This window comes from Allofrancisella heilbronnii (assembly GCF_000710735.2).
GTDB classification, from domain to species: Bacteria; Pseudomonadota; Gammaproteobacteria; order Francisellales; family Francisellaceae; genus Francisella; species Francisella frigidaquae.
The window spans coordinates 238,473-257,079 of sequence record NZ_CP144673.1 but is presented as its reverse complement, the minus strand read 5'-3'; the positions used below and the strand labels follow the sequence as shown (position 1 = coordinate 257,079).

The window sequence follows — 18,607 nt, the reverse complement described above, 5'->3', positions numbered from 1 at the left end:
TTATGAGAATACCAGCTGAGAGAGAGTTTGTCATAAAGAAAGCTGTTTTTAAGGCTATAAAAAAAAATGAAAGCCCAGCAAAACTTGCTAATTCATTTGGAATTTCTAAAAGCACTATATATAAATATCGTCGAGCTTTGAGAGATCAAGGATTTATCAAGAAAAATGAAAATGGCATATATGTTGCCGTAGAAAATAAATTTTCAATAAAAAAGGCTATTCCACAATCTGGTGATTTATTTTCAACAACTACAAAGAATCACTTTGCAGAACCTGAGTATACTAAAATAACAGATATCCCAGTCCGTGATGATATAGAACAACGACTTCAATCAAAAGTTCAAGAAATGAGAAAAATAAAACAAGAACATGACAATGAAAAAGGCGTATTTAAAAAATTACTAGGAAAATTTAAAAAGAAACTCTAATATCTATAACATTTACACAATAGTATTTTTATCTTAAACTAGCTCTAACTATTCAATTAACATAAAAAATTTAGTGAAAAAATTTAATATACTTATAACAGGTTGTTCCCATGGTGGTATTGGTTATGTTACAGCTGTATACCTCAGAGATTTAGGACATAGAGTTTTTGCATCAGCACGACAACAAAAAGATGTTAATGCCCTAAATGCAGAAGGTTTTGAAACATATCTAATTGACGTAACTAACTATGAGCATATTGATAATGCTTTAGATGACATTTTACAGAAAACTAATGGAACTCTTGATGTCGTATTTAATAATGCTGGCTTTGGGCAAGCTGGAGCTTTAGAAGATATTGAAACAAAACACCTTAAAGAACAGTTTGAAACTAATGTTTTTGGATTGCATAATTTAACGGTAAAAGCTTTAAAAATAATGCGTAAGCAAGGATATGGTAAAATTATCCAACACAGCTCAGTATTAGGTCTTATAGCAATGAAATATCGTGGAGCTTATAACGCTAGCAAATATGCTGTTGAAGGCTTAGCCGACACTATGAGGTTAGAGCTTAAAGGCTCTGACATATACATGAGCACTCTAAATACAGGACCAATTACGAGTAAATTTAGGGAGAACTCATTAAAAACTATCAAGAACGTTGAATTTGAAAAATCAGCCCATAAGCTACAATATGAAAAAATACTAGCTGGTAAACACAAAAAAGTTCCTTTTAATGAACCTGCTATTTCCGTAGCTAAAATAGTAGAGAAAATAATAAACTCAAACAAACCAAAACCAAGATACTACATAACAAAAGCTACTATAATCATGGCTATTTTAAAAAGGGTACTTCCTAGCAAACTTATGGATACTTTCCTTAGTAAATATTAGGTTTTAGGCTTATTAACATTTAGCTTATGTGTAATAGCTTTGACTTAATCTGACATTGTGTATAAAATAAGATGTCAAATTAAGGAAGAATAAAATGAATGCATCTCAAAAGATAATCAAACCCAAATTAGGTCTGTTAGAATTAGCAAAACAATTAGGTAATGTCAAGCAAGCTTGTAAAGTGATGGGTTACTCAAGAGACAGCTACTATCGCTTTAAAGAGTTATACGATAATGGTGGAGAATTAGCTTTACAAGAAATATCCCGTAAGAAGCCATTAGAGAAAAATAGAGTTGAGGCACATATTGAGCAAGCAGTAGTTAATATGGCTTATGAATATCCGGCGTATGGACAACATAGAGTATCAAATGAATTAGCAAAGCAAGGAATATTAGTCTCAGGAAGTGGAGTTAGATCTATTTGGCTTAGACATGACTTAGAGAATTTTAAGAAGCGATTAACAGCACTAGAGACCAAAGTAGCTCAAGATGGCTTTATACTTACAGAAGCTCAATTACAAGCTTTAGAAAAAGAAAAAGCTAAAAAGGTTGCTACTGGTGAGATTGAAACGCATCATCCAGGTTACTTAGGATCTCAAGATAGCTATGTAGGGTATATAAAAGGTATAGGTAAGATATATCAACAGACATTTGTAGATACGTATACTAGAGTAGGATTTGCTAAGTTATATACAGAAAAAAATGCAATAGTAGCTGCTGATATGCTTAATGATAAGGTATTACCATTCTTTGAGGAACATGGAATAGATCTATTAAGAGTATTAACAGATAGAGGCACGGAATATTGTGGAAAGCTGGAGAATCATTCCTACCAGATGTACTTAAGCATAGAAGACATTGACCATACTAAAACAAAAGCTAACTCCCCTCAAACTAATGGTATCTGTGAAAGATTTCATAAAACTATGAAAAATGAATGTTATGAGACAATGTTTAGAAAAAAGGTTTATTCAACGATTGAGGAGATTCAGCAAGATGTTGATATATGGCTGGATTATTACAATAACGATAGACCACATTCTGGTAAGCACTGTTATGGAAAAACGCCTATGAAAACTTTTATTGACTCAAAACCTTTGGCAAAAGAGAAAAATTTAGGTAATATGTTTGATAAATCTGACACTAGTTTAGAAATAAATTCAGTCTCAAATTAATTGGTGACTGTCAGATCAAGTTTGAGCTACTACAGCTTATGATTTCTTTTTTTATCAGGCTCTAATATTTCTGGAGAACCTATTCTATTAAATAAATAGTAACTTAACCAATTAAAGCTAACAACAAATTTATTTCTTATGCTAACCAAAAAAGTTATATGCACACCACCCCATATAAACCAACCTAATTTACCTGTAAGATTTAAACCAAATATCCTAGCTATAGCAGAATGTTTTTGTATTATAGCCATTGTACCTAGATCTTTGTATTTAAAATTTTTATATTTTTTTGCCTTATTTCTATTTACAATATGGTTAGCAATATATTTGCCTTGCTGCTTAGCTACAGAAGCTAATCCAGGCAAAGGGTTATCTGTACATCTAGAAATATCACCACCAAAATAGATATTATTGTACTCACTATGGGTCAAATCTGGTAAGACGTTTACTTTACCTTTTGACATTTGTTTCTCCATCCATGGTCCTAAGGGTTTTCCTTTTAAAACGGTACTCCATATAATAGTAGCACCCTTATAGATAGATTTATCTGTTTGCACACAATTTTCAGAGATATTAGTAACGGTTTCATTTAAATGGATTTTCACACCACGTTTTACCAATGAAGAATAAGCATAATCAGATAATTTCTTAGGAAAAGCTGATAGGATTTTATCCCCACGATCAACCATATAGATATTTATGTCTTTTTTAGTAAAGCTAGTGTAAGTATGAAAAACATCGGTTGAAAGTACATCCAACAAAGCGCCTGTAATCTCAACTCCTGTTGCTCCTGCACCGATTATAATAAAAGTCAGATGCTTAAGGATTTCAACCATAGAGCTAGAACTTTCTGCTAACTCAAATTGCTTTATAATATGAGATTTAATCTTTTGAGCGTCATATGCTGTTTTTAAAGAAAGCGTATAATTTTTCCATTCATCATTACCTAAATAATCGTACTCAACTCCTGGAGCTACTACTAGATAGTCATATTTATAAATATTTTCTGAAGTTTTTACTATTTGTTTACTGGGGCATATATCTATTACTTCGCCCATCTTAAATTTCACGCTAGGTTTATTATGCAATACTTTTCTAATAGGTGCTACGACGGAGTTTAAAGGGATAAAAGCAGTAGCTGCCTGATATAACATAGGTTGAAACACATGATGGTTACTTTTATCCAATAAAGTGATTTCAAATTGGTCACTACATTTAGATAGTTTTTGTATACAATTTATACCAACAAAACCAGCGCCTATTATAACTATTTTTTTCATTTTTAGCACCCACTTAGTTGTAACTAATATATAAGGTATTGAATAAATAATATTGTTAGCTACCAAGCATACAATAAATTATATGTAAACTGACGCTAGAATTTAAGGACTATTTTATAAACATTACTTTCTAAATTTATATAATACCCACCCTATTAATATAAATATAGCTGGACCAATGATAAGCTCTAATTCATATATAAGCATTTCACTTAATGTCTGAATATCACTTGGTGGTTGAAAGCTAAATAAAATACCTAGTGTTGTTGAAACAAACACTAAAAAACCTAATAAATACCTAAACTTATTACTCATAAGCTTTATATAAGCAACTACCAAATATAAATAAGGTATAAAATAAAGTATTGTTGCCATCAATATTAGTGCTTGATACATCACATTTACCGATGGTAAAAAACTAGTCAACAACACTATAACTGTAACCAAAACACCCATAGCTACTAGGGCATTTTTTGGAGAATCATGTTTGTTTGTTTTATGTAACCACTCTGGCAAAATACCTCTTGGTGTACACTTAAAAAACATAACAACAGGTGCTAACAACCATATACTTACAGCTGCTAGTTCAGCAAATGTTAGTAAAAATGCCATTAATTTTGGAAACCATGCCCACTCAAATCTATGACCAATTATTTCAAAAGCAGTCATTAATCCAGAAGTTCCATTAATACTATCTGGAGAAGAAACTAAATTTAAGGCTACAGTTCCCAATATATATAAACCTAACAGTATAAAAGCAGATGCTAATAATCCATAGTAAAGATTCCTTTTTACATTTCTAACTGAATTAGCAAATGTAGGGATAATTTCTATACCAGCCATAGCAAACATTATAATAGTAAGCGTAGACAGATTCCCCCACGTGCTACCTTGTGGTATAAAATTAGAAACTGAAAAATCAGTAGCACTTTTGCCAGCTACAAAATAAGCAGCAAACCCTAAAACAATAATAGCTATAGCAGGTATAAATGAACCAAGTATCCCACCAACGTCAACAAGATATTTATTGACTTTTAGACCATAAAAACTAACAAATGTAACTAGCCAAAAAGCACTTAATACTACTATAACAATATAATAATTATTATTAACTAACTCTGGGTGACCTATAAAATAAGCAAAATTAGTTGCTAAGAACATTAGTACAGCTGGATAATAAAATATAGTGTTTACCCAATATAGCCAAGCAACCATAAAACCAGATTTTTCACCTAATGCTCTAGTTGTCCAAGCATACATACCACCTTCATCAGGATACTTCCTGGATAATTGAACAGCTATAACTACTAATGGTAGAAAGAAAATCAAAGCTCCAAGTATCCAAAAGAATACTGCTGAAGCTCCTAAACACGCTGCTACTGGTATCCATCTAATACCAAAATTAGCTGTAACAGCCATAATAGTAACATCTTTAAAACCAAGAACTTTATTATTATCTGAAGAAGATAAATCCATAAATAATACCTATTTTGTAATCAATAGGTATTATTATAGGTCAAAATAAGCTTAATAATAAGAAAAAATTATAGAAGTATTAGAATAAATTACATCATACCTGGCATGCCGCCCATGCCGCCACCCATAGGCATAGCTGGAGTATCTTCTTTGATTTCACCAACCATAGCTTCTGTAGTGATCATCAAACCTGCAATTGAGGCTGCATGCTGTAAAGCAGAACGAGTAACTTTAGTAGGATCTAAGATACCCATCTCAACCATATCGCCATAAGTGTCATTTGCAGCATTGTAGCCATGATTACCTTGCTTAGCTTTTACTTCATTTACAACTACAGAAGGTTCTCCACCAGCATTCGCTACGATCTGTCTAAGAGGAGCTTCTACTGCTCTTTTTAGCAATAAGATACCATGGTTTTGATCTTCATTATCGCCTTTTAGACCTTCTAAAGCTTTCTGAGCTCTAATTAAAGCAACCCCTCCACCAGGTACGATGCCTTCTTCTACAGCAGCACGAGTAGCGTGTAAAGCATCATCTACACGGTCTTTTTTCTCTTTCATTTCAGCTTCTGTAATAGCACCAACTTTAATTACTGCTACACCACCAGAAAGCTTAGCTAATCTTTCTTGTAATTTTTCGCGGTCATAATCAGAAGTTACTTCTTCAATATTCGCCTTAATCTGCTTAACTCTATTAGCTATTGCATCTTTATCACCAGCACCGTCAATTATAGTGGTATCGTCTTTGGTTACTTGTACTCTACCTGCTGTACCTAGATGCTCCATATTAGTTTCTTCAAGTTTCATACCAAGATCTTCAGAAATTACTGTAGCATCTGTTAAGATTGCAATATCTTCTAGCATAGCTTTACGACGATCACCAAAACCAGGAGCTTTTACAGCACATACTTTAACAACTCCTCTCATATTGTTTACTACTAGAGTTGCTAAAGCTTCACTTTCTACATCTTCTGCGATAATTAATAATGCCTTACCAGACTTAGATACACCTTCTAATACTGGAAGTAACTCACGGATATTAGAAATTTTCTTATCTACAAGCAAGATGAACGGGCTTTCTAAATCTGTAGTCATGTTCTCTTGGTTTGTAGCAAAGTATGGAGATAAGTAACCTCTATCAAACTGCATACCTTCTACTACATCTAATTCATCTTCGAAGCCTTTGCCTTCTTCTACAGTTATAACACCTTCTTTACCAACTTTTGCCATCGCATCAGCGATAATCTTACCTACTGTAGAGTCAGAGTTAGCAGAGATAGTACCTACTTGCTCTATGGATTTAGCATCTGAACAAGGCTTTGAAAGTACTTTTAATTCTTCTACTAGTTTACCAGCGGCTTTATCAATACCTCTTTTTAAATCCATAGGGTTCATACCTGCAGCAACAGCTTTTAAACCTTCTGTAAGTAAGGCTTGAGCAAGAACAGTAGCTGTAGTAGTACCATCACCTGCAACATCAGCTGTTTTTGATGCTACTTCTTTTACGATTTGAGCACCCATGTTCTCAAATTTATCTTCTAGCTCAATTTCTTTAGCTACTGATACACCATCTTTAGTTATAGCAGGAGCACCATATGCCTTATCTAATACAACGTTACGACCCTTTGGTCCTAGAGTTACTTTAACTGCATTAGCTAGTGTATTTACCCCGTCTAACATCTTTGCACGTGCTTCATCCGAAAATAAAACTTTTTTTGCTGCCATATTATTTCTCCTTTAAAATTTGTAAGACTTTTAAGTTACCCAATAATACCCATGATGTCATCTTCTGACATCATCAGAAGAGTTTCATCACCAACCTTTACTTCACTACCTGAATATTTACCAAATAGCACCTTATCGCCAACTTTTACATCCATAGGCTGGGTAGCACCACTTTCTAGCTTTTTACCGTTACCAACAGCTACTACCTCACCTTGACTTGGTTTTTCTTGAGCACTACCAGTTAAGATAATTCCACCTGCAGATTTTGTTTCTTCTTCTGCACGACGAACTAACACTCTATCTTGTAATGGTCTAATATTCATAACGATCTTACTCCTTTGTTATTTATAGAAAATCTCAAATCTTATGCAACTATAGACTCACCTAAATTCTATAGACTTGCAAAGCTAGATATTGTGACTAAAAATTTCTTTTCAAGGTAATTTTTTGTTTTTTTATACATCCTAATACAGTTTACGCAACTTTTAGTCTACAAAAGTTTTAAAACCAAATTAGAAATTAATTCATTTCGATCTCATGAAAGAAAAAAACATTCTCATCTTTATTAATAATGTCATAATATGCATATAAGCATGAAAAAAAAGATTCTATATTTCTTATATCTTGGTTTACAATTCCTATATTAGGATCAAAAAAAAGAAAAGAGTCATCAGAAATATATAGTAAACAAGAATGGTTCTTACTAGATGCCGCTTCTATACTTTTATGAAAATTTCTACCAGCATAAGAAACTATTGCTGGCTTAGAATCTTTATTAATAAATAAACCAAACGAAAATGATACTATAAACAAACCTTTTCTATCTCTATAATCATTTAAGCTTTCAGCTATACGACTAATCTGGTTATTGATTTGGTTATAAATTGTATTCTGTTGAGATATTTCATTTAAGATATACCAACTTTTAACAATCTTAAAATTATCGTTTGCAAATAACTGTTTTGATATAGTATCTATACTGTCCGTTAACTGTTGTAGTGTAAAATCTCCCCATAAATCGAATATATTAAAATTTTTGTCTAGATTATGACTAAAGAAGTCGATATCAAACTTCTTATTATAAGAATTTTGCTGTTTATGTGCAGTACTCAATGATTTACCAGATCTAATCAAATCACTTTTTATTTTTGATGCGTTTTGAGAAATATCATTAAATAATAAATGTGTAGGCTTCTTTTGACCTTTTATTAACTCTCCAAGTAAAATACTCAAAGTTAGACATAGTCCTTCAGAAAACATTCCTCCTTGGCTAAATTCTGTAAAAAATTTAGAAGTATCTAAAAATTGTCCCTTACAACCGATCTTTCTTATTTCATTTTGATAAAAAAATCTAGGCATATCAGCAGCTCCCTATTAACTTCGGTAAATATTAACCGTCATATGTTTAAAGTCTTAAAATTATTTAATTGTACCAAGTTTTGGATACTTATCATCTTGGCTTTTTTTAATAAGATTTAAGGATTTTTAATAGGCATAATATGCCAAAAATGGCACAGCCTAGCACAATAAATCTACTGGAGGTGGCTACTTGCTTAGAAAATGATAACTTAATTATGTGAGCTAATTTCATAATTAAATTGACCAAAAGCTGGCCAAAAGGTTATTTTATTTATATCATATGCTTATACACCCATAGCTTAACTGGATAGAGCGTCGCCCTCCGGAGGCGGATGCGGGGGTTCGAGTCCCTCTGGGTGTGCCATAAATTAAAACATATAAACACCTTAAAACTAATTGGGTAACAAATAGGTAACAACTCGTTTACTTTTTCATGTAAATAAATTTTCAAAATCTCTGAAACGCTAGTTGATTTAGATAGCCCTGAGGCTATATAAAACTTTTACAATAGCGTTTCTAAGCATAGCAGACTAATACCTGGAGATAGGAGCTTAACTATGAAATAATTCTCGAACTCAGGTTACTTTTAGATTTTTTGGTCGGAAGTCTAAAATTTTATTAAAAATTTTCATAAGATTTTTATCATCAGTATCTTTTATAACTTCACGACAAATATACATCTTAATAATTTTCTCAATGTTAAGATCCATTTTAGCTACTTCGTTACCAGACTTTTCCCATTTTGCTATAGCTGTATGAGATTCATTTACTACTTCTGAAAACTGGCGTAATGACATTTTAAAGTAACTACGGATGAATTTTAATTGGTTACCAGTTATACGGTCTTTAGATTCACCTATTTTTTTTATCCATTCATTAGCTATAGCTATATCATCGATAATTGGACACCATTCATTGTCATATCTAACCATCTTCACATCTTTTAATGTAACTGGAAAAATCATTCCTGTATATACATACTCTTTAACTACTTTTTCTTCTAAATTACTCATGACGCTTCCTCCAAATTAATAGCAGTAATAATTGGCATCATATCTACTATGAAAGTTATTATTACTCTTATATTTGTATCTCTAGGTTTGCCCTAAATACAATATTTCCAATCTTCTCTATCATGCTCGTAACTATCTTTCTTTCTATTCCTAATACGTTTTGAATGTCCTTGTAATAAATATAAAACACCAATATAGCAGTAATATTTCTCTCTAACATTCTTTGTCTAACATGAGGTAAGAAAACATATTTTTATCTGCTATTTTCTGTTCTATCAAAGAAAATAATTCCTTATCTGATTTCTTTGATGGTTTCATAGTTACAGCTCGATTTTATTACTAAAGTAATTATATAATCAATAGAATATTGTGTAAACTAGGTTTACAAAAAATAATTATAAAAAAGTCTTTACAAAGATATCATAATAGCAAGTTATGCAAGAGGTCTATTCTAAGTTTTTGGGTATCTTTTGTGTGTAGACCTTTTTGAGATTTAAGAAATGTCAAAATAGTTGACCAGTTTGTCTCTGAGATGTAATATTTCATTCCTGTTAAGTGTGTTATTTATTTCGCAAAACTATTTAAATACACTTAACAACTTTTTTCAAAAATTTTGTTCATGGAACCTAGGTTTATAGAAAATATTTTCTATAATTTAATTTTGATACCATGCAATAATCGTTATATATATTTTCAAAAAAATTATTAACATTTGTTATATTTTTCAAACTTTCATTCAAACTTTTATTAACAGAAATGCTTGCTGGTGATCCAGCTAAAATCGTCGTCTTATAAAAATTTCTCATATATATCTGTGCTTCTTCTTTATAATGATGTAAAGCAAAACTTACTAATTGATCTAGACCATTTTTATTAAGTTTTACAGTTTTACCAAGCCATGTGTCTACAATATAAAACTCACTATCACCAAACATATGATTAATGTTTTTTAGTAAATCTTCATACGTTCCGATTTCAATAAATATTGTATTAGCACTACACATCAAAATATTATGAAAAATCTTATTATCATGAACTAACAACAATTCATGTTGGCCAGGACGTAATACCACAGTATAATAGTTATGATCAAGATTAAAATCATATAATTGCAAATATATATGAATTAAATTTGTTAGATCTCCACAATTACCAATCATATATTTTAATACCTGTTCTGCTTGTATATGTACTTCTTTAACATGTGTAGGTTTAATATACGAAGAATAAATTTCAAACAAATTAAATGTTGGCTTATGCCTAAAAGTTAAATTTTGAGATTCAATTGAATTACGTATATATCTAGATGAATGTTCTAAAAGCTTTTCTATTTGCTTCATATAGTTAACCTCAGTTCGGGCTTAAAAGCTTTGTAAATAAAAGGTTTTGTGAGTATCTTTAGGTTAAAATAAGCGAAACATCGTTAAATTTCGACAATAATGATAGATCAACTTATTTCAACCTTTTGTCGTATAGACGACTTTTGTATTATTTACCATAAAGAATTACAAAGCAAGTCAATTGATTACAAAAAGAAAAAAGTAGGTGTCAAAGCAAGCTTATCCTTAAGTGAAATAATGACTATCTTGATTATGTATCAAGCAGTTAGATATAAAGACTTTAAAACTTACTACATTGAGTTTATAAAAACTTATTGGAAACATTATTTCCCTACAGCCCCATCCTATAATCTAGCAGGTTAATTAAGAATTTACACATTTATTTGGAAAGCCCCAAAGAAAAAAGTTCCTAGAACTAGGTTTGAAAAGGCTATGTTAGCTAAGAGATCTATCATTGAGACTATCTTTGATTATCTCAAAAATAATCTAACTTTATGGCACACAAGACACAAATCCTTAAACAATGCTTTTACTCATCTTATTGCTGCATTAGCCCAATTTATTATATGCCCAATTAAAATTAATAATTACAAGAGCTTAACTATGAAATAATTCTCAAACTCAGGTTAAATAGTTAGATTTAATAAAGAACTATGTATAAGAAGTCGCTATTTCTAAAATTTCCTTTAATCTTTTTTCTGTGTCAGCCATAACTAGAATCATCACCTTATTATTAAGATCAAGGTTACCTATACATGTTATTACCACACCTTCACTATTGCCATATTTGTAGTCAACCTTGTTTGACTTAAGATACTCATGATAATCTTTTATAGTAGCACCTTTGGGCACAATAACATTATTATGTCCTATCCAAGGCTTATGCTCACCTTCACGCAATTCGTACGCAAGAAAACCAGCGTATATTGCTCCAGTTTGACGCGCATTAACCTCCAAAATATAAGGTACAATTTTACCATCTATATTTCTAATCAAAAGATCAACTCCAATAATACCTCTAACTCCCATATCTCTGAGTATTTCTGTTATCTGGTCACAAATTGCAATAACAGCTGGTTCATCACTAAATTTTGATTTATATTTATTGCCCAAATGTGTTTGGCCATCTAACATTTGATCGCTAAGTCCTAGACATATATCATCTTCTTTTTTATCTGCTATACAAACCTGAAATGCCGGTGAGCCAACATTATCTAACCAAGGGTCTAGCATAAAAACTTCTACGTTTTCCATTAATTTTAAGATATCTCTTAATTCTTTTTCACTCCCAAAACGGTGAATACCATACCCAGAACACGCTCGAGGTATAACTACAGCACACTCATAAATACCTTCACTTTCATATCTATGATATATTTTTAAAGATTTCTTGACATAGTCTTCGCTTATTGTCGAAATTATATCTACACCAGGTACTAATATACCTTTTTGATCTAACAACTGCCGTAAAAAAGACTTATCATTCAAAAATTGTGATAAAGACTCTGAAAGACCATAATATTTTTTATATTTTATACCTAGCAACTCTATTGCTGCTGCTGAAGTAAATGGCACGATATGTGTATAGCTAGGATCGTTAAATTCTGGAATTTGGTTAGCGTAATTCATAACTAAAGTAGATAAGCTATAGTAATCTGTGGCTTTATCTATAAAAATAAAATTACTCATATTTATATAACTTAAGCCTATATCTGTGAAATATTCTATAACCTGCTTAATCTCTGTCTTAGCATTTTTAGACAAAATTATCTTATGGTCTTTTGCTAACAAACAGACAGTACGTGTAGCATATTTATCTACAAAAGAACTTACCAAATCTGCTCCGTGTATATCTGTTGTATTAGGTATATGGATAGCTTTTTGCCCCCAAATTCTTTCAGCTATCTTATTTGTAGTCTTGTTTATCATACATGGAATCCCTTTTTTGGTTGTAACAAATCATAAGCGTCAACCAAAGCTTTAGCAAATGCTTCTACTATTAATTTCAGCTTACTATTATCTACTGTTAACTCTGCGATATTGTAATTGTCATTATCTGTAGTGGTAACTGATAATAAATCTTTAGGAATGTCTACACACACTGTATTAAGTTCACTCACAAGGTAATGTGCAACTAAATGCTCTGCTAAGATATAAGGTCTATCATACTCTACAACTATGCCTTTACTCTGTAACTCTACAGTTAATGTGTTTAGTAACTCTTTAGATGCAAAAATACCATTAGCATGGTCACCAGTAAAAAGTTCCGTTACCCTTTTTACTCCTTCTTTATGACTGTTTTTATATAGGTTTATGTATTCTAGAAGATTATCAGGATTCTCTTTCACTGCTTCTGAATAATATTCTTGTTTTAAGTTTGGGGAATAACTTGACATAGTATGTAACTCTATTGATAAAGCGTTATAACTCTTTGCTAGAGCAACTACATGACATAATTTAGCCATATAATCATTGTATAGTTTAACTAAAGAGTTCTTTAGTTCTAGGTGTTTACTATAATCAATAATGTTTCTTAAACAATTAGGATAAAGCCTATTTGCATCCAAAATTGAACGAGGAAAGGAAGGCTCTAATACCAAAGTGTTTAAACCATAAGTGGTATAGAGTTTTTCTGCAATAGCATGACTAAGCTGCTGAGCTCCAAAATCATATTCTATTGATAAAAAATCAGCAAGATCTCGTATATTTAGTTTAACCAATTCTGCTATAACTGGATAATCATGGTTAATAAAATCCATACCTTTCTCAGCATGCGGACAAGTTATTAGTAAATCAAACTTAAGATTTTCCTGTGTATAAAAATATAAAGTAGCACAATCGTAATACTTAATGCAGAAAGGTTCTTTTGTTAATTTATTTATTTGACTCATTAGACTACTACAAAAACACCATTTTGTATTATTATTGCTACAGTAATTAATTATAACAACTATAAAACTAATAATAAAATTTAAAATTCTTTATAATAATTAATAACTAAGACGTATATGATAAATTTAAAACCATGTCCACTAATAACAAAAGAGAAAGTTCAATATTAGGCTTTTTAGCAATATCTTTTGCTAGTTTCTTTATGATACTAATGCTAGTTATATCGCTGCTTGGGTTTTATCAAATCAAATATCAAAATGACGCTTTTGCTGATGATCAGTTAAAAATTACTGCTCAAATAATAGAAACAATATTACATAAATACCCTATAGATAAACAAAAAAATTATTCTAAAAACATTTTAGATGATATCTCAAAATCATTTATAGATATTAAAAGTTATAGTGAAAACATAGGATTTACAATTTATGATCGAAAGAAGAAAAAAATTATTCTAAAAACAAGTAATCTTCCTGTTTTTAAAAAAGGCTATCGAGATATTTCTCTGACTGTTGGTTATGAATGGCTATATACAAATAAAAACGAAAAACACCAATGGTATACTTATACACTAGAAGCAGACGATAACAGGTATTTTATTACAGTTTTTGCAAGCCACCATGTGAAAGATAAACTAACTCGACAAGCATTTCTTAGACTTACATTATTATCTATTATAACTTATATAGCCTTGATTATTTTTACTTATTATATACTACACATAGCTTTACAACCGTTAAAACGTATAAATAATAACGTCTCGAAAATTAATCCGCGTAAAAATGAAAAACTTCAAGAAAACATCGTTCCCCATGAAATAAAATCTGTTATAGAACAAATAAATTCTCTGATTGAAAAGTTCCATCAAACCATTGAAAGAGAGAAAAAATTCTCTGGAGATGCTGCTCATGAGCTTAAAACCCCTATTTCTGGCATTAAAACTTTAGTAGAAATAGCTTTAGCCTCAGATGATATTAACGAAATCAAACAAAAACTAAGAAGAATCAGAAACTCTGCCGATAGGTATTCACATATTATAGATCAATTACTTATACTAAGTAGGATTCAACCCGATGAGCAAGTAATATTTGCAAAAAAACTACTCGTTAATAAAGTTCTAGAAACTTTTATTGCTGAAAGCGCAATCAAAGCTATAGAGAAAAATATTGAAATATCTTTTTATCCATGCGAACAAGAGCTTTACTGTTATAGCAACGAGTATCTTTTAGGCATCTTGTTCAAAAATTTACTATCAAATGCCATAAAATATACTAAAAATGGTGGTCATGTAGAAATAAGATCCTTTGAAAAAAATTCTAACGTTATAATTGAGGTTAAAGATAATGGTATAGGAGTACCTCCAGAAAATATAAATAGAATATTTGATAGGTTCTATCGAGAAGTTGGCACTGGTGAGGAAGGTAGTGGTTTAGGATTAGCTATTGTTACAGAGATTGTTAGGTTGCATAATGGTAAGATTTTTGCTAAAAACAATACTGATCAAAAAGGTATAACTATTACTGTTAAAATACCTATGGATAACAAATTAGAAGACTAAATGTATCTCTCTATAGCTTTTTGTATTTCTAGGTCCTCAAAAATAAACCCTAAAGATTCTAGTTTCATAGGTTTGATGTTTTGACTTGACAATAATAACTCCTTTCCCATTTGACCAAACATAATCTTTACTATAGTCGTAGGTATTTTGATAATATATTTTTTAGCTAGATATTTTCTTAGGAGCTCAGCTAACAGCTTATGCTGACATGCATTTGGTGCGGTTAAGTTAAAGGTCTCTTTAGCAGCTAATTTATTAGCTATTATAAACTGAATCGCTCGTGACAAATCATAAGCGCTTATCCAGCTCATGTAGTTATGACCATCTCCAAAAATGGCTAAAAAGCCAAACTTAGCTGGCAGTGCTATTTTCTCAAGCACACCTCCATTACCAATAACAACCCCAAAGCGCAGAATAGTGTATCTTTTTAATTGAGAATCAACTAAGCATTTTTCCCACTGATCAACAACTTCTTGACCAAAATTAAGCTTATCATAACGCCTATCATGACTATCTTCATCTTGTGGTAATTTAGAAAAATTATAATAACCAATCGCACTAGCATTTATTAACCAAATATTTTTATTACCTATTAACTCTATAAGTTTATTTGTTGGCCCAACACGGCTTGATATTATTTTCTTTTTAACTTTTTTACTCCAGCGTTTTTGTCCAATATTATAACCACATAGATTTATAACGATATCGTAATTAATAATATTATTTTCTGTCAATTGCTGCCAAGTTATAAGATGTTTATAGTTACCTAAAGTTTGTTTTTCTGTCCTAGTTAAAAGAGTTAGCTCGTGCATACTACTTAGATATTTAGATAACTCTGTACCAACAAAGCCTGAACCTCCTGCGATTAAGATTCTCATAACATTTCTCCAAAACTTTCTATTTAGTTGTTATGCTTTATATTATATTGACAGAAACATATTAAATAACATTACATTTTATTAATCTTACCGTGATAGTATTGAGAATACCACTAAGATATGCCAAGCTTAACAATGTAATGTTATTCAAGATCATTCTCCCAGCTAAAAAACTAATTATAAAACTTGGATAACAAAATTAGTTTAATAAAACAACAATAAAGAGGTTTTTTTATGTACTGGGTCGAAATTCTATCAAGGATACAATTTGCATTTACAGTTAGCTTCCATATTTTATTTCCTGCCTTTAGCATTGGTTTATCGACTTTTTTAATGATTTTTGAAGCTTTGTGGCTGATTACAAAAAATAACACGTACTTGTCTATAGTGAAATTCTGGACAAAAATATTTGCTCTGACATTTGGTATGGGAGTTGTTTCAGGAATCGTTATGGAGTTTCAACTAGGTGCCAACTGGGCAGGCTTTGCTCAAAAAGTTGGACCGGTGTTGGGATCGCTATTTACCTATGAAGTTTTAACAGCCTTTTTTATTGAAGCTGGAGCTTTAGGTATAATGATTTTTGGATGGAACAAAATAAATAAATACGCCCACTTTGCAGCAAACTTTACAATTTTTGTTGGAGTCACACTATCAGCATTTTGGATTTTATCTGCTAATTCATGGATGCAAACGCCTGATGGAATTAAGTACGCAAATGGACAATTTAATGTTTACAGTTGGCACCATGTTATATTTAACCCATCAGTAGTACCTAGATTTATACATATGCTTTTAGCATCATATTTAAGTACATTATTGGTTACTCTAGGTGTTGGTTGTTATTATATATTAAAAGAGAAGTTTCACTCATTTGCTAAAACTTGTATTAAATTTTCTGTGGTTTCAATTTTAATCCTTAGCATAAGCCAACTCTTTGTAGGCGACGAGGTTGGTCTTAAAGTTCATGAACATCAACCACTAAAAACAGCTGCTATGGAAGGCATCTGGGATACTCAAAAAGGTGCGCCTCTTGTGTTATTTGCGTATCCAAGTGAGTCCCAAGAGAAAAATCTCTTCACTATAGAAATTCCTAAATTAGCATCTCTTATAAATACCCATAACTTAAATGGTGAAATGCTTGGATTAAAATCTGTAGATAAAAAAGATAGACCTTTAGTTGCTGTTGTATTCTACAGTTTTAGAATAATGGTTGGTATAGGCTTACTTATGATTTTAATTGGTTTAGTTGGCTCTATTATGTTGTTCAAGCAAAAAATATATAAAAATAAATGGTTCCTAAGTATTTGTACTCTGTCAACTCCCCTTGGTTTTGTTGCTATAATTACAGGATGGTTTACTGCTGAATTTGGTAGGCAACCATGGGTTGTTTATGGAATAATTAAAACACAGTATTCTGTAAGCGATATTAGCTTTTTACAAGTCTTTAGCTCATTAGCATCGATAATTATTGTTTATTTTATTATATTTGGATATTTCTATTTTAAGTACCTACTTAAGATAATTAAAAGTGGGCCAAATACCATTGGAAATGAACGTATGCCTTACTCATACTTCCAATCTGTTGAAAAAAATATTAAAGGTGAGGAGTAACATGGATTTAGGATTAATTTGGTTATTTATAATCGCTTTTGGATTATTGTTATACGTGGTATTAGATGGTTTTGCATTAGGTATGGCAGCTCTTTTTCCTTTTTTATCACAAAAGCAAAGAGATATCGCTACAAGTGTATTACTGCCAACTTGGGATGGCAACCAAACTTGGCTAGTTTTTTCTTTAGCTTGCTTCTATGGCATGTTCCCTTCTGCTTTTGCATATATCTTTCCAAAAATATATTTACCCGCAACTCTTCTAGTGGTAATGTTGCTTTTCAGAGGTATTTGTTTTGAATTTAGACTGAAATCTTCAGCTGCAGGAATCAAGAATTGGGATTATTTATTTTTTATTTCATCTTTAGCTGCTGCATTTCTACAAGGTTATATAGTAGGAGATCTTATTGTAGGTTACCCAAAAACTACTATCACCAGTGGTATAAGCTTTGGGATCATTACAGGTTTAACACTAATGGTAGGCTATATGCTCTTAGGTGCTACACGATTAATTTTAAAAACAGAAGATGAACTATTAGCAAAAGCAAAATTTCTAGCAAAAAGACTAGCTTTTTGTCTAATTATTTTAATGTTACTAATAGGAGTAACAACTCCTTTTTATACTCTACTGCCTTTGAATAACATTTATAAAACCCCTATTTTAATAACTTTTTTTATACTAACGATTATTGGTTTTATTTTTCTATTTAAAAATTTCAATAGCAAATATCATGCTCTGCCTTATTGGATTACAGTTGCGATATTTGTATTTACTTATGCGAGTATGCTTACTCTTATCTTTCCTTTCATAATACCTTATAAAATAACTTATATAGAATCGCAAGCTAACAATACAACTCTGTTATTCACTTTAATACCTGCAACTATCATGATTCCTTTGTTACTTTTATATACTAGCTACGCTTATTATGTATTTAGGGGTAAAACCAAAGAAAAACTTGGCTATTAATTTGACCTAGCACTT

General features: G+C 31.1%; 16 protein-coding genes, 1 tRNA gene and 2 pseudogenes. 8 read left to right on the top strand and 11 right to left on the bottom strand.

Translation table 11 applies throughout. The features are described from left to right. Positions 1 to 2 precede the first annotated feature (2 nt). The 3 genes from FRA_RS01170 (at position 3) to FRA_RS01160 (ending at position 2,494) form a co-directional block, all read left to right on the top strand. Positions 3 to 428 carry an FTL_1293 family small RNA FtrC-regulated protein gene (locus FRA_RS01170; RefSeq protein ID WP_035721018.1) on the top strand — a complete coding sequence of 142 codons (426 nt, stop codon included), beginning with the start codon at positions 3 to 5 and terminating at the stop codon, positions 426 to 428. Positions 429 to 501: 73 nt separating this feature from the next. Continuing rightward, entirely contained in the window at positions 502 to 1,320 is an 819-nt protein-coding gene (locus FRA_RS01165; RefSeq protein WP_035721016.1) for an SDR family NAD(P)-dependent oxidoreductase, read from the top strand. 94 nt (positions 1,321 to 1,414) lie between these two features. Continuing rightward, positions 1,415 to 2,494 (top strand): IS481-like element ISFw3 family transposase, encoded by a 1,080-nt coding sequence (locus FRA_RS01160; protein WP_035718769.1) that lies wholly within the window; start codon positions 1,415 to 1,417, stop codon positions 2,492 to 2,494. 29 nt (positions 2,495 to 2,523) lie between these two features. Here the strand turns inward: FRA_RS01160 and FRA_RS01155 are convergent, their stop codons facing one another. The 5 genes from FRA_RS01155 to FRA_RS01135 all read right to left on the bottom strand — a co-directional run bounded on the left by FRA_RS01155 (position 2,524) and on the right by FRA_RS01135 (position 8,333). After that, complete coding sequence (locus FRA_RS01155) at positions 2,524 to 3,774, bottom strand: NAD(P)/FAD-dependent oxidoreductase (protein ID WP_035720978.1); 1,251 nt, start codon at positions 3,772 to 3,774, stop codon at positions 2,524 to 2,526. A 123-nt stretch (positions 3,775 to 3,897) separates the two neighbouring features. Then, entirely contained in the window at positions 3,898 to 5,250 is a 1,353-nt protein-coding gene (locus FRA_RS01150) for an APC family permease (protein WP_035720976.1), read from the bottom strand. Between the two features lie 89 nt (positions 5,251 to 5,339). Further along, positions 5,340 to 6,974: a chaperonin GroEL gene (groL, locus tag FRA_RS01145; RefSeq protein WP_035720974.1), complete on the bottom strand. Its 1,635-nt coding sequence runs from the start codon at positions 6,972 to 6,974 to the stop codon at positions 5,340 to 5,342. A 35-nt stretch (positions 6,975 to 7,009) separates the two neighbouring features. Then, positions 7,010 to 7,297 (bottom strand): co-chaperone GroES, encoded by a 288-nt coding sequence (locus FRA_RS01140; RefSeq protein ID WP_035720971.1) that lies wholly within the window; start codon positions 7,295 to 7,297, stop codon positions 7,010 to 7,012. A 196-nt stretch (positions 7,298 to 7,493) separates the two neighbouring features. Continuing rightward, on the bottom strand, positions 7,494 to 8,333 hold the full coding sequence (locus tag FRA_RS01135) for a hypothetical protein (RefSeq protein WP_035720968.1): 840 nt from the start codon (positions 8,331 to 8,333) through the stop codon (positions 7,494 to 7,496). Positions 8,334 to 8,621: 288 nt separating this feature from the next. On the opposite strand from FRA_RS01135, the gene FRA_RS01130 reads away from it, so the two are divergent. Further along, positions 8,622 to 8,697 (top strand) — tRNA-Arg (locus tag FRA_RS01130). A 211-nt stretch (positions 8,698 to 8,908) separates the two neighbouring features. On the opposite strand, the gene FRA_RS01125 is transcribed toward FRA_RS01130, so the two are convergent. From FRA_RS01125 to FRA_RS01115, 3 genes and pseudogenes are all read right to left on the bottom strand, one after another. Further along, positions 8,909 to 9,346 (bottom strand): helix-turn-helix domain-containing protein, encoded by a 438-nt coding sequence (locus tag FRA_RS01125; protein WP_051686794.1) that lies wholly within the window; start codon positions 9,344 to 9,346, stop codon positions 8,909 to 8,911. Positions 9,347 to 9,793: 447 nt separating this feature from the next. Continuing rightward, positions 9,794 to 9,892 (bottom strand): annotated as a pseudogene (locus tag FRA_RS01120) (IS5/IS1182 family transposase); the annotation flags it as partial. An 86-nt stretch (positions 9,893 to 9,978) separates the two neighbouring features. Then, positions 9,979 to 10,686 (bottom strand): hypothetical protein, encoded by a 708-nt coding sequence (locus FRA_RS01115; protein ID WP_035720965.1) that lies wholly within the window; start codon positions 10,684 to 10,686, stop codon positions 9,979 to 9,981. Positions 10,687 to 10,785: 99 nt separating this feature from the next. Here FRA_RS01115 and FRA_RS01110 point away from each other — a divergent pair. Then, positions 10,786 to 11,298, top strand: a pseudogene (locus FRA_RS01110) (transposase). A gap of 39 nt (positions 11,299 to 11,337) precedes the next feature. Here the strand turns inward: FRA_RS01110 and FRA_RS01105 are convergent. Further along, a complete protein-coding gene (locus tag FRA_RS01105) occupies positions 11,338 to 12,615 on the bottom strand; it encodes an ATP-grasp domain-containing protein (protein ID WP_035720959.1) in 1,278 nt (425 codons plus the stop codon). Continuing rightward, entirely contained in the window at positions 12,612 to 13,577 is a 966-nt protein-coding gene (locus FRA_RS01100; RefSeq protein ID WP_051686793.1) for a hypothetical protein, read from the bottom strand. The genes FRA_RS01105 and FRA_RS01100 overlap by 4 nt, the downstream gene beginning before the upstream one ends. Before the next feature lie 134 nt (positions 13,578 to 13,711). Between FRA_RS01100 and FRA_RS01095 the strand changes: the two genes are divergently transcribed. Further along, complete coding sequence (locus FRA_RS01095) at positions 13,712 to 15,136, top strand: sensor histidine kinase (protein ID WP_035720956.1); 1,425 nt, start codon at positions 13,712 to 13,714, stop codon at positions 15,134 to 15,136. Here the strand turns inward: FRA_RS01095 and FRA_RS01090 are convergent. After that, positions 15,133 to 16,014 (bottom strand): TIGR01777 family oxidoreductase, encoded by an 882-nt coding sequence (locus FRA_RS01090; RefSeq protein ID WP_035720953.1) that lies wholly within the window; start codon positions 16,012 to 16,014, stop codon positions 15,133 to 15,135. The genes FRA_RS01095 and FRA_RS01090 overlap by 4 nt on opposite strands. Positions 16,015 to 16,248: 234 nt before the next feature. On the opposite strand from FRA_RS01090, the gene FRA_RS01085 reads away from it, so the two are divergent. Together FRA_RS01085 and FRA_RS01080 are read left to right on the top strand one after the other, a co-directional pair. Continuing rightward, the gene (locus tag FRA_RS01085; protein ID WP_035720951.1) at positions 16,249 to 17,625 is read left to right on the top strand and encodes a cytochrome ubiquinol oxidase subunit I; all 1,377 of its coding nucleotides are present in this window, start codon (positions 16,249 to 16,251) and stop codon (positions 17,623 to 17,625) included. A gap of 1 nt (position 17,626) precedes the next feature. Next, a complete protein-coding gene (locus FRA_RS01080; RefSeq protein ID WP_035720949.1) occupies positions 17,627 to 18,592 on the top strand; it encodes a cytochrome d ubiquinol oxidase subunit II in 966 nt (321 codons plus the stop codon). The last annotated feature ends 15 nt before the right edge of the window (positions 18,593 to 18,607 follow it).

Coding starts and splice junctions, on each gene's coding strand:
- FRA_RS01170 (WP_035721018.1), top strand. CDS start 3: ATGAGAATACCAGCTGAGAGAGAGTTTGTCATAAAGAAAGCTGTTTTT.
- FRA_RS01160 (WP_035718769.1), top strand. CDS start 1,415: ATGAATGCATCTCAAAAGATAATCAAACCCAAATTAGGTCTGTTAGAA.
- FRA_RS01155 (WP_035720978.1), bottom strand. CDS start 3,774: ATGAAAAAAATAGTTATAATAGGCGCTGGTTTTGTTGGTATAAATTGT.
- FRA_RS01150 (WP_035720976.1), bottom strand. CDS start 5,250: ATGGATTTATCTTCTTCAGATAATAATAAAGTTCTTGGTTTTAAAGAT.
- groL (WP_035720974.1), bottom strand. CDS start 6,974: ATGGCAGCAAAAAAAGTTTTATTTTCGGATGAAGCACGTGCAAAGATG.
- FRA_RS01140 (WP_035720971.1), bottom strand. CDS start 7,297: ATGAATATTAGACCATTACAAGATAGAGTGTTAGTTCGTCGTGCAGAA.
- FRA_RS01135 (WP_035720968.1), bottom strand. CDS start 8,333: ATGCCTAGATTTTTTTATCAAAATGAAATAAGAAAGATCGGTTGTAAG.
- FRA_RS01125 (WP_051686794.1), bottom strand. CDS start 9,346: ATGAGTAATTTAGAAGAAAAAGTAGTTAAAGAGTATGTATATACAGGA.
- FRA_RS01115 (WP_035720965.1), bottom strand. CDS start 10,686: ATGAAGCAAATAGAAAAGCTTTTAGAACATTCATCTAGATATATACGT.
- FRA_RS01105 (WP_035720959.1), bottom strand. CDS start 12,615: ATGATAAACAAGACTACAAATAAGATAGCTGAAAGAATTTGGGGGCAA.
- FRA_RS01100 (WP_051686793.1), bottom strand. CDS start 13,577: ATGAGTCAAATAAATAAATTAACAAAAGAACCTTTCTGCATTAAGTAT.
- FRA_RS01095 (WP_035720956.1), top strand. CDS start 13,712: ATGTCCACTAATAACAAAAGAGAAAGTTCAATATTAGGCTTTTTAGCA.
- FRA_RS01090 (WP_035720953.1), bottom strand. CDS start 16,014: ATGAGAATCTTAATCGCAGGAGGTTCAGGCTTTGTTGGTACAGAGTTA.
- FRA_RS01085 (WP_035720951.1), top strand. CDS start 16,249: ATGTACTGGGTCGAAATTCTATCAAGGATACAATTTGCATTTACAGTT.
- FRA_RS01080 (WP_035720949.1), top strand. CDS start 17,627: ATGGATTTAGGATTAATTTGGTTATTTATAATCGCTTTTGGATTATTG.